11 protein-coding genes are annotated in these 10,987 nt (G+C 74.4%); 4 read left to right on the forward strand and 7 right to left on the reverse strand.

Going from position 1 to position 10,987, the window contains the following annotated elements; genetic code table 11:
• The first annotated feature begins 165 nt into the window (after positions 1–165).
• The gene (locus B100_RS0114255; RefSeq protein WP_024885122.1) at positions 166–606 is read left to right on the forward strand and encodes a DUF6314 family protein; all 441 of its coding nucleotides are present in this window, start codon (positions 166–168) and stop codon (positions 604–606) included.
• Between the two features lie 31 nt (positions 607–637).
• Here B100_RS0114255 and B100_RS0114260 read toward each other — a convergent pair whose 3' ends face one another.
• The 3 genes from B100_RS0114260 to B100_RS0114270 form a co-directional block, all read right to left on the reverse strand.
• Positions 638–1,231, reverse strand: coding sequence for a histidine phosphatase family protein (locus tag B100_RS0114260; RefSeq protein ID WP_024885123.1), 594 nt, complete (start codon positions 1,229–1,231; stop codon positions 638–640).
• 73 nt (positions 1,232–1,304) lie between these two features.
• On the reverse strand, positions 1,305–1,748 hold the full coding sequence (locus B100_RS0114265; protein WP_024885124.1) for a GNAT family N-acetyltransferase: 444 nt from the start codon (positions 1,746–1,748) through the stop codon (positions 1,305–1,307).
• A gap of 40 nt (positions 1,749–1,788) precedes the next feature.
• Positions 1,789–3,225, reverse strand: coding sequence for an aminotransferase-like domain-containing protein (locus B100_RS0114270; RefSeq protein WP_024885125.1), 1,437 nt, complete (start codon positions 3,223–3,225; stop codon positions 1,789–1,791).
• On the opposite strand from B100_RS0114270, the gene B100_RS0114275 reads away from it, so the two are divergent.
• Together B100_RS0114275 and B100_RS0114280 are read left to right on the forward strand one after the other, a co-directional pair.
• Positions 3,224–4,141: a DMT family transporter gene (locus B100_RS0114275; RefSeq protein ID WP_024885126.1), complete on the forward strand. Its 918-nt coding sequence runs from the start codon at positions 3,224–3,226 to the stop codon at positions 4,139–4,141. The genes B100_RS0114270 and B100_RS0114275 overlap by 2 nt on opposite strands.
• 156 nt (positions 4,142–4,297) lie before the next feature.
• Positions 4,298–4,498: a DUF1918 domain-containing protein gene (locus B100_RS0114280; RefSeq protein ID WP_024885127.1), complete on the forward strand. Its 201-nt coding sequence runs from the start codon at positions 4,298–4,300 to the stop codon at positions 4,496–4,498.
• On the opposite strand, the gene B100_RS0114285 is transcribed toward B100_RS0114280, so the two are convergent.
• Complete coding sequence (locus B100_RS0114285) at positions 4,499–5,740, reverse strand: family 10 glycosylhydrolase (protein WP_024885128.1); 1,242 nt, start codon at positions 5,738–5,740, stop codon at positions 4,499–4,501.
• A 189-nt stretch (positions 5,741–5,929) separates the two neighbouring features.
• Between B100_RS0114285 and B100_RS0114290 the strand changes: the two genes are divergently transcribed.
• A complete protein-coding gene (locus tag B100_RS0114290; protein ID WP_024885129.1) occupies positions 5,930–6,790 on the forward strand; it encodes a 3-hydroxybutyryl-CoA dehydrogenase in 861 nt (286 codons plus the stop codon).
• A gap of 106 nt (positions 6,791–6,896) precedes the next feature.
• Here B100_RS0114290 and B100_RS33940 read toward each other — a convergent pair whose 3' ends face one another.
• From B100_RS33940 to B100_RS0114305, 3 genes are all read right to left on the reverse strand, one after another.
• The gene (locus B100_RS33940; protein ID WP_078540915.1) at positions 6,897–7,424 is read right to left on the reverse strand and encodes an NUDIX hydrolase; all 528 of its coding nucleotides are present in this window, start codon (positions 7,422–7,424) and stop codon (positions 6,897–6,899) included.
• Between the two features lie 166 nt (positions 7,425–7,590).
• Positions 7,591–8,931, reverse strand: coding sequence for an NsdA family TPR-like regulatory protein (locus tag B100_RS0114300; RefSeq protein WP_024885130.1), 1,341 nt, complete (start codon positions 8,929–8,931; stop codon positions 7,591–7,593).
• Positions 8,932–9,284: 353 nt separating this feature from the next.
• Positions 9,285–10,355 (reverse strand): PP2C family protein-serine/threonine phosphatase, encoded by a 1,071-nt coding sequence (locus tag B100_RS0114305; protein WP_024885131.1) that lies wholly within the window; start codon positions 10,353–10,355, stop codon positions 9,285–9,287.
• Positions 10,356–10,987: the final 632 nt, after the last annotated feature.

Consider the following 10,987-nt stretch of genomic DNA (forward strand, 5'->3'; position numbering starts at 1 on the left):
GGACCAGACCTTAGCCCGGCGGGGCCGGTGTCAGCGCCATCCGATCATCGGGGACGTCACCGAACACCGGACGCCTTTCAGCACGTCGAACGGCAAGATAGGGAGCAGGCAGGGGCACGTCGATGGGGGCGTGCGGCATCGGAGAGCGCGGGAGAACGGGGCGGCATGGGCGAGTTCTGGCCGGTACCCGACGCACTGAGCTACCTCAGCGGCAGCTGGCGGGCGGAGCGCGTCGTACGGGACCTGGCGGGCGGTGACGAGGGCCGGTTCCGGGGGACGGTCGTTTTCGGTCCGCTGGAGGACGGCGGCCTGCTGCAGCGGGAGTCCGGCGACTTCACCTGGCGGGGCGTCACCCGGCCCGCCGAGCGGACGCTGCGATTTCTGCCCGGGCCCGACGGCACGGCGGACGTGCGGTTCGCGGACGGCCGCCCGTTCCACGGCCTGGACCTCAGGGCCGGCCGGTACGTCGCCGACCACCCCTGCTCGGCGGACCTGTACCGGGGCGAGTTCACCGTCCGGGACGCCGGCCACTGGCGCGTGGTCTGGCGGGTGCGCGGCCCGGCCAAGGACCTGGAACTCGTCACCGATCACACACGCGTGGACTGAAGGCCCCGCCTGCTCGGCCCGCGCGCCCGGCCTACGCGCGCGTCGGCTGCGCCGAGACACCCTCCAGGCGCAGGCTCCAGCGGCCCGCCCGGCCGGCCACGCCGATCGTGGACAGCGAGCGGACGTCGATGTTCCAGAAGGTCGCGGGCGGCGCCTTGAGCACGTAGACCAGCGCCGCGCGGATCACCGACGGCTCGGCCACGGCGACGATCCGGCAGCCGTCCTCGACCGGCCGGGTGTCGAGCCAGCCGCCGACGCGGGCGATGAAGTCCCAGAGGGACTCCCCGCCGTGCGACGTCGAGCGCGGGTCGGTGAGCCAGGCGTCCACCGCCTCCGGCTCCCGGGCCATCGCCTCCCCCAGCGTCAGCCCACGCCAGCGCCCCATGTCGCAGTCACGCAGGGCGAGTTGGACCAGCGGCGCATAACCGAGCCCCTCCCCGGTGGCGCGGCTGCGCGGGGCCGGGGAGCAGTAGCGCAGATCGGCCGCCGCCAGGGGCAGCAGTTCGTGCGCGGCGCGCTGCACCTCGTGCCATCCGGCCTGGTCCAGCGGCCGGGCGTCCTCGAAGCGCTCGGACAGCACCGTGGAGCTCCCCGCGGCGGCGACGAACGTGACCCGAAGTGCCATGCCGCGATGGTCAGCCGCCGGGGTCGGCTGGTCAAGAGGCACCACCGCGTGGTCACTCAAGGTGACACGGTGCTCACGCCTGCTCGAAGATGAGCGCCATCCACTGGTCGGGCCGCTCCAGCGGGCGGAACCCCAGCGGCGCGTACACCTCGTGCGCGTCGTGCGTGGCCAGCAGGACGCGCCGTACTCCGTGGTCCCGCACCTCCTCCCGCACGGCGGTGACCATCGCGGTGCCGAGGCCCTTGCCGCGCACGGCCGGGTCGACGTACACGTCGCACAGCCAGGCGAAGGTGGCCCGGTCGGTGATGACCCTGGCGTACGCCACCTGGTCACCCGAGACCGTGTCGTACACGCCGAAGTTGAGCGATCCCGCGATCGCCCGGTCCTGTGTCTCACGGGAGCGGCCCAGCGCCCAGTACGCGTCGGTGGACAGCCACCGGTGCACCTTCCCGGCGTCGATCCGGGCGGGGTCGGCGGAGATCTCGTAGCCCTCGGGCATGCGAACAACGGCAGTCATGCGCCGATGCTCGCAGTCGTCGGCGAGGGGCGTCGAGCCCTTATCCCACCACCTGGGACCAGGCCGTACGCAGCCGCTGCACGCCCTCCGTGATCTCCCCGGTGCCGGCCACGGCGGCGAAGCTGAGCCTCAGGTGCCCGGCGGGCGGTTCGGCACTGAAGTAGGGACGCCCGGGGGTGACGGCGACGCCCGCGCGCAGGGCGGCCCCGGTCAGCGCGGACTCGGACGTGCCGTCCGGCAGCCGTACCCACAGGTGGTAGCCGCCGGACGGGATGTACGGGAGGGCGAGGTCCGGCAGGTTCAGCCGCAGCGCCGCGGTCATGGCGTCGCGGCGGCCGCGCAGCGCCGTGGCGATGGCGCGCAGATGACGCGGCCAGGCTGCCGAGCCGACGAGTTCCAGGGTGGCCTCCTGGAGCGGGCGGGGCACGAAGAAGGTGTCGACGACCTGGATGGCCCGCAGCCGCTCCAGCACGGGGCCGTGCGCGGCGAGGGCGCTCACCCGGAAGCTGGGCGAGGTGGCCTTGGTGAGCGAGCTGACGTGCACCACCACCCCGTCGGGATCGTCGGCGGCGAGCGGGCGCGGCAGCGGGCCCGCGTCCTCGTGCACCAGCCGCCGTACGAAGTCGTCCTCGACGACGAAGGCGCCGGCCTGCCGGGCGATGCGCAGCACCTCCGCGCGCCGTTCGGGGGCGAGCACGGCGCCGGTGGGGTTCTGGAACAGCGGCTGGCAGACGAGGACCCGGGCACCGGAGGCCCGGAACGCGTCGGCGAGCAGTGACGGCCGCACACCGTCGGCGTCCACCGGGACGGGCACGGGGCGCAGTCCGGCGGCGCGGGCGATCGCCAGCATGCCCGGGTAGGTGGGCGACTCGACGAGGACGGGCGCGCCGGGCGGGGCGAGCGCCCGCAGGGCCGTGGTCAGGGCGGACTGCCCGCCCGAGGTGACCAGCACGCCCGCCGCCGTCACCGGCCCGCCGATGGCGCGGGCGAACCACTCGCGCAGTTCGGGCAGTCCTTCCACGGGCGGCCGTCCCCAGGCGCCCGGTCTGCGCCCGGCGCGGGCAAGCGCCGCCGCCATGGCCCGCTCCGGCTGGAGCGAGGGGTGCAGATAGCCGCCGTTGAACTCGATCACCCCGGGCGCCGGTGCGGCCAGCGACACCAGGACACCGGACGCGTCCACCGAGCGCGGTACGAGATCGGCGGCCCCGTCGGCGCTGAGGGCGACTTCCTGCCACGAGGTGTCCCCGGTGGGCGCGGCCGGGATGCGGGGTACGGCACGGAAGGCGCCGGCGCCGGGGCGGGTGACCACCAGTCCCTCGGCGGCGAGCCGCGCCAGGGCCCGGGAGACGGTCACCGGGCTGACCCGGAACCGCTCCACCAGCGCCCGGCTGGACGGGAGCTTCTCACCAGGAGAGTAGCGGTCCAGCTCCTGTCGCAGCTGTTCCGCCAGCTCACCCACGCTGCTACTGTCGTGCATGAGAGCACAGAGTAGCGCTACCGCCGCGCCTCCGATAGCAGTCACCGCTCCGCCGCGCACCCGGGGCTTCGGCACCCTTCAGGCCGCCCTCGGCGTGGTCGCCTTCTCCCTGACCTTCCCGGCCACCGCCTGGGGCCTGGAGGGCTTCGGCCCCTGGTCGCTGGTGGCCGTGCGCAGTGTGCTCGCGGCGGTGATCGCCGGCGGCTGTCTGCTGGCGCTGCGCGTCCCGCCGCCGGCCCGCCGCCACTGGCCGGGGCTCGCGGTGGTCGCCGCCGGGGTGGTGCTGGGCTTCCCCATGCTGACCACGCTGGCCCTGCAGACCTCGACCACGGCGCACGCCGCCGTGGTGGTCGGCCTCCTCCCCCTCACCACGGCACTGCTGTCGGCCCTGCGGACGGGCGCCCGCCCCTCGCGCACCCTCTGGGCGGCGGCGCTCGTCGGCGCGGCCGCCGTGCTGGCGTTCACGGTGCAGCAGAGCGGGGGCGCGCTGTCCACGGCCGACGTGTACCTCTTCGGGGCGCTGCTGATCTGCGCGGCCGGCTACACCGAGGGCGGAAGGCTGGCCGGGGCCATGCCGGGCTGGCAGGTGATCGGCTGGGCGCTGGTGCTGTGCCTGCCGCTGACCGTGCCCGTCGCCGCGGTCGCCCTGACCGTCGAGCCGGTACGGCTGACCGCGCACAGCGTCACCGGACTGCTGTGGGTGGCGGCGGGCTCGCAGTTCCTGGGGCTGATCGCCTGGTACCGGGGCATGGCGGCGATCGGCATCCCCAAGGCGAGCCAGCTGCAACTGGCGCAACCGCTGCTCACCCTGGTGTGGTCGGTGCTGCTGCTCGGCGAGCATCTGCCGCTGGCGGCCCCGCTGACGGCGGCCGCGGTCCTCGTGTGCATCGCCGTCACCCAGCGGGCGCGGGGGTAGCGCGGGCCGACGGGGGGCGCGGGACGGCCGACGGCTCCCCCGCCGTGGAACCTGGGGCGCCCCCGAGGTATCCCGGGGCCCTCCGCCGTGAAGCCGGGGCGCCGCCCCCGCCGTAGACTCGAAGGGCATGGACCGCTGCTCCCGCAGGAGGCGACGATGCGCGCAACCGAGGGTGACCGTCTTGTCCAGCACGGCAGGGTGGTCGGCCAGCACGACAAGGCCGGCGAGATCGTCGAAGTGCTCGGCCGGGAGGGCAGCCCGCCCTACCGGGTCCGCTTCGAGGACGGGCACGAGGGTGTCTGCTCGCCCGGTCCCGACACCGAGATCCGGCACCGGGAGACCGTGAACCGGCACTGATCAGGCCGGGGGGGCGGCCGGCTGCCCGTAGTGGTCGGCCACCACCCGTGCCATCGCCCCGACCGGATCGGCCGTCACCTCACGCGCCGCGAAGAACACGTGCCCGCGCGCCCGCGGGTGGCGCTTCGCCAGCGTGAGGTGACGGGACAGCTCGGCCGGATCGCCCCAGGCCGCGGGCTGCGCCGGGTCCCCCGCCTTGTACAGCGCCTCTCCCGTGTACAGCTGGGTCTTCGAGCCCCGGACGACCTCGGCCCACCACGGCAGCAGCTTCGCGTAGTCCGCGACGGCGAAGCCGATGTTCCAGTACAGCTGCGGGCAGATGTAGTCGATCCAGTTCTCCGCGGCCCAGGTGCGGGTGTCCGCGTGCAGGTCGTCGTACGACTGCACGCCCGCCCGGGTGTCGGAGCCGCGCGGGTCCACGTCGGCGTTGCGCCACACCCCGAAGGGGCTGATGCCGAAGCGGGTGCCGGGCCGGATCGCCCTGATGCCCTCGGCCGTCTCGCGCACCAGCCGGTCGACGTTGTCCCGCCGCCAGGCCGCCCGGTCCGGGAAGGCGCCGCCGTGGCGGTCGTACGTCTCGTCGTCGTCGAAGGTCTGCCCGGCCACCGGGTACGGGTAGAAGTAGTCGTCGAAGTGGACGCCGTCGACCGGGTAGCGGCGCACCGCGTCCAGCATCGCCTCGCGCACGAAGGCCCGGACCTCGGGCAGCCCCGGGTCGTAGTACAGCTTGCCGCCGTACGGGATCACCCAGCCGGGGTTGCGGCGGGCGGGGTGGGAGGCGGCGAGCCGGGCGGGGTCGGCGTGCAGGGCCACCCGGTAGGGGTTGAACCAGGCGTGCAGGTGGAGGCCGCGGGCGTGCGCCTCCTCGACGGCCGTGCCGAGCGGGTCCCAGCCGGGGTGCGTGCCCTGGGTGCCGGTGAGGTACTGCGACCACGGCTCGTACGGGGAGGGCCACAGGGCGTCGGCGGTGGGCCGCACCTGGAGGATCACGGTGTTGAGGCGGGCGCGGACGGCCGTGTCGAGGTGGCCGGTCAGCTCGGCGCGCTGCCGGTCGGCGCCCAGGCCGGGCCGTGAGGGCCAGTCCCGGTTGGTGACGGTGGCCACCCACATCCCCCGCATCTCGCCGCTCGCCGCACCGCCCCGGCCCGGGGCGCCCGCCGCGCCCGGCTCCGGCCGCGGGGCGGCGGACGCCCCGGGTACCGCCAGGGCGGCCAGCGCCGCCGTGAAGCTCCTGCGTGACACCCGCACCCCTCGTCCCCCTTGGACAACTGTCGCGAACCCGCTTGGAACCGCCTGGTCAGGGCGGTGTCCCGGCCAGGATGCCGCACCCCCGCGATCGATCATCGATACTTCGGAGTAACGTGCTCGAACGGAGCAGGCGCCGGGACCCGGCACCCTGCCACAGCCGTAAGCAGGAGCGAAAGGGACGATGTGACCGACATCGAACGCGTCGGAGTGGTGGGCTGCGGTCAGATGGGCGCGGGAATCGCCGAGGTGTGCGCCCGGGCCGGGCTGGACGTCAAGGTCGCCGAGACCACCGGCGAAGCCCTGGAGATCGGCCGTACCCGGCTGTTCAACTCCCTGTCGAAGGCGGCGGAGCGCGGCAAGATCAGCGAGGAGGAGCTGGCCTCCACCCAGGCCCGGCTGACCTTCACCACGGACCTCGGCGAGTTCGCCGACCGTGACCTGGTGATCGAGGCCGTGGTCGAGAACGAGCAGGTGAAGACGGAGATCTTCCAGGTGCTCGACCAGGTGGTGACCCGCCCCGACGCGATCCTGGCGTCGAACACCTCCTCCATCCCGCTGGTGAAGCTGGCCGTCGCCACCTCCCGGCCGGACCACGTCATCGGCATCCACTTCTTCAACCCGGCCCCGGTGCAGAAGCTGGTCGAGCTGATCCCTGCGCTCACCACCTCCGAGGGCACGCTGAGCCGCGCGCAGGTCTTCACCGAGAAGGTGCTGGGCAAGCACGCGATCCGCGCCCAGGACCGCTCCGGCTTCGTGGTGAACGCGCTGCTGATCCCGTACCTGCTGTCCGCGATCCGGATGTTCGAGTCGGGCATCGCCAGCCGTGAGGACATCGACAACGGCATGGAGATGGGCTGCGCCCACCCGATGGGCCCGCTCAAGCTCTCCGACCTGATCGGCCTGGACACGGTCGCCTCGGTCGCGTACTCGATGTACGAGGAGTACAAGGAGCCCCTGTACGCCGCTCCCCCGCTGCTCCAGCGCATGGTGGACGCGGGCCGGCTCGGCCGGAAGACCGGGTCGGGCTTCTACAGCTACGAGTGACCTCCGCGCCAGCGGGCCCCTTGCCGGACACCCGGCTCGGGGCCCGCTGTCGCGTCTCGGAAGCCGGCCGCGCATCCTGGGCCGGCACCGGAACCCCAGCCGCTTCCTAGAGGCGCAGGTGGTGGAGCAGGAGCAGGGCCGCCGCCATGTTGGCTGCCGGGACCTCGCCGCGGGCGACCAGGTCGGGGACCAGTTTCAGAGGCACCCACTCACGGCGGTCCGACTCGAAGTCGTCCACCGGGTGGCCGGCGTACTCCCCCTCGTCGGACCAGTAGATGTGGTGCCGCGCGTCGGTGAGGCCGTTGGACGGCTCCACGGTCATGAGGTGGTGCAGGGGGCCGGGCCGCCAGCCGGTCTCCTCCTCCAGCTCCCGCGCCGCCGCCACGGCGACGTCCTCGCCGTCCTCCACGACGCCCGCCGCGAGCTCCCACCCCCAGCTGTCGGTGATGAAGCGGTGGCGCCACAGCAGCAGGACCTCGTTGGCGTCGTTCACCACCGTGGCCACGGCGACCGGCCTGAGCCGTATGAGGAAGTGGTCGAGGTGACGGCCGTCCGGCAGTTCGACATCGGCGAGATTGACGCTGAACCAGCGATTTGCGTACACAGGTTGCTCGTTCTGTTTCGTCCACTGCATGCTTCTGCCGCCTTCCGATGAGTAAGGGGCAATATCGCAGCCGTGACGGCCGTGCAGCAGGCGCACGGGAGGCCGCCCGTGACGCATGGGGCGGCGCGGTGAGGCATGCGCCGGGCGCGGCGCGGTCACGGCCGCCCCTCGTACGCCGGAGCCGGGGAGCGGGTGTCTACAGCGGTACCCGCAGCGCCCCGTCGATGAGTTCGGCCGCCTCCGCGGTGCCCGGACAGCCGCTGCGCACCAGGTGCTCGCGCACCGCCCGCAGCCGGTCGCGCAGCCGCTGCGACTCCATGCCGCGGGCCTGCTCGGCCATCTGCACCGCGACGGCCACCGCACGGTCGGCGTTGCCCTGGCGCAGTTCGATGGTGCTCAGCATGGCCAGCCGGTGCACCCGGCCCCGGTCGTGCGCCGGGGTGTCCACGGCGGCCGCCGCGTGCTCCCCCGCCGCCGCCAGCTCCCCGAGGCTCAACAGCGCCTCCGCCACCTGCACGTTGACCAGGCCCGGCTGGACATAGCCGGTCTCGTCGGGCTCATGGCCGCGGTGAATGCGCTCGGCGGACCGCTCGGCCCGCCGGATGCGGGACAGCGCGCTCGTGCCGTCGCCGAGGTGTGCGTACGCCTTGGCCTGCATCGCGTACAGGTCGGAGGCGAGCGCGGGGGTGATGTCGGCGCCCGCGGTGCGCAGCGCGGCCTCCGCGAAGGCGACGGCCTGCCGGAACTCCCGCATGAACAGCGACTGGTTGACGAGCAGGGCGATCACGTAGGCGCCGAGGCCCCGGTCGCCGCTGGCCTTGGCGAGCCGCAGCGCCTGGTGGAAATAGCGCTGGGCGAGGCCGTGGGCGTCGGAGTCGTAGGCGCAGATGCCGGCGATGGCGACCAGACTGCCGGTGGCCCGGTGCAGTTGACGCCCCGTGGCGTCGGTGTAGCTGCCGCGCAGCAGCGGGGCCGCCTCGGCGTTGAGGAAGCCGACGATCCGGGCGCGGGTCGCCATGCCTCCGGCCTTGCGGTACAGCTGCTCGTAGTGGGCGCGGGCGGCGCGCAGCATGTCCAGGTCGCCGGGGGTGACCCGGTGCGGGCCGCCGCGGGAGACGTCGGCGTCCTCGGGCGGGTTCTCCCACTCCCACACGGGCATCACGGCCGGGGTGCCGGTGACCGCGGGGGCGCCGAGCAGATGAGGGCGGCCCTGCTGGTCGGAGCGCCACAGCGCGGTGGCCCGCTCGACGAAGCCGGAGAGGGTGCCGGTGTGCGGGGCGGACGGTCCGCCGGGGACTCCGAGACCGATGTCGTCGAGGGTGACCGGGCGGCGCAGACGGGCGGCGAGCACCTCGCAGATCAGGTCGGGCACCTGGCCCCGCGGGCGCTGGCCCTTCAGCCAGCGGGCCACGGCGGTGTGTTCGTACCGCAGCGTCAGACCACGTGCCCGGCCGGCCTGGTTGACGTGCGCGGCCAGTCCCGCGTGGGAGACGCCCGCCTCGTCCAGGATCGCGTCGAGCAGAGTGTTGGGCTGCATCTCGGGCCCCCCGTCGGCTCGGTGCGGACAGAGTAGTGGCTGCGCGTTCACACGGGGTGTGAACGGAGTGCCCGCATCCGTAGTGTGCACGCACTGTCGCGGAGCGTGCCCGGCCGGTTGACTGAAATGCCTCGAAAGAGGCCGGCCGGGCCGCCGGCTCCCCCTCGTACAGTGCGGCGGCCCGTTTTTCCGCCGTCCGTCCGGCTGCCTGCCCGACACTCCGTGGCCGGGCGGACGGCCCGCCGGCCTCGTGTGCCGGCCCCAGGGGCTGCCGTTCGGACCGGGCCCGGCTCGCGGGGTCCTTCGTTCGGACCGGGCCTGGCTCGCGGGGTTCCTGATCCGAACGAGGAACCCTAGCGGTCGGCGGTGGCCGAGCGGGGGACGCCGTGGGACTGGTGCGCGGACGGGGAGCAGCGCTCGTTCCCGAGGATCAGCAGCGCCACGTCGTCCTTCGGCGGGCCGGCGGTGTGCCGCAGCAGCGCCGCGAGAACCGTCCGCAGTACGGCATGGGGAGTCCGCGGACGCTCGCGCGCGGCCTCGGCGAGGACGCCCCGCAGCGGGAAGAAGCGGCCCTCGGCGTCCCGGGCCTCCTCCGCGCCGTCGGTGTGCAGGACGAGGGTGTCGCCGGGGAGCAGCCGGCCGCAGGCCGTGGCGGGCAGCTCCCCGGGGAGCGGGAACGGGCCGAGGGGTGGGAGGGGCTCGTCCCCGGCGAGCGGTTCCGCGCCCGCGTCGGTCAGAACGTACGGCCAGGGGTGACCGCAGTTGAGGGCGCGTACTTCCCCGTCCGGGAGGATCTCCAGCAGCAGGACGGTGACGAATTCCTCCGCGGACGGGGTGCCGGCGCCGTCCGTGGTGTCGTGCTCGCCGTGCGCCCGCTCGCGCAGATGCCGGTCCAGGGCCCGCTCCAGCCGGCGCAGCACCCCGGCCAGGTCCGGCTCGTCGTGGGCCGCCTCGCGGAAACTGCCGAGGACGGCGGCGCCGGTGCGGACGGCGCCGAGGCCATGGCCGCGGACGTCACCGATGACCGCCCGTACGCCGTGCTCGGTGGCCGTGACCTCGTACAGGTCGCCGCCGATCCGGGCTCCCCGGTCGGCGGAGAGGTGGACGGCGGCGACGGCCAGCCCGTCGACCCGGGGCGGCGGGGGCCGCAGCAGCACGCTCTGCGCGGCTTCGGCGATCCGCCGGGCGTGCCGTACCTCGCGCAGCATGCGGCGCCGGATGTGCAGCACGATGCCGGTGCCGACCGCGCACAGGACGGCGCTGCTGACCAGGCGCGCGCCGATGGCGTCGTCCTGGGCGAGCGGGCAGGTCAGCCGGTAGACGACGGCGACGGCGCCCCAGGCCGTGGGTACGGCGAGGGAGCGCACCCGTGACAGGAGCCGGGGTCGCACCCCTCGGGGAGCCCCAGGCTTGAAGCGGATCATGCCGATGGCCCCCCAAATAGGCCCGGACAGCGCAGACCGGCCTCGAGAGGCCGGTCCGATTCTGTCGAGCGTTGCCCCCGCTCCGGCCGCATCACCCGACTCAGTCACCCGAACGAGTGAGTAACTGGTGGGACGCCGACGTTCCGCCTGCTGACCAGCCCTGGCATGCCCGCGCCCACCCCCGCATATGCCCAAAGCGGAACCCGTCCTCCGGCCCTTCGGGCCGCCCCGACCCCAAGGGCCCCTCCGGCAGGGGCGCACCTGAGACGCCCGCACCCGCGCCGACGAGGCCACCACGGGCGGGACCACCCGTCTTGCCACCGCCCCGGCGGAACGGCGACAGGCGGGGCCGCCCCGCCTGTCGCCATGGGGCCATGCCGCCTCGGCACATGCCGCGCCGCGCGCGTCACGCGAGGCGCCGCCTCGCCGCGTCGGGGGTGACCTCGGTCCCCCTGCGGACCGCGCCCCTGTCCCGGCGTCGCGGTGCCAAGCCCGTTGCCCCGGCCGATCCGCTGCCCGGCCGATCCCGCAGCCCCACAACGCCGGGCGCATACCCGCAGCACGCACCTCCCGAGCCCGCCCTCCGCCCGCGCCTCGCGGACCGAACGGCTGCGGCATCCCACGGCCGCCCC

This window comes from Streptomyces sp. CNH189, from assembly GCF_000527195.1.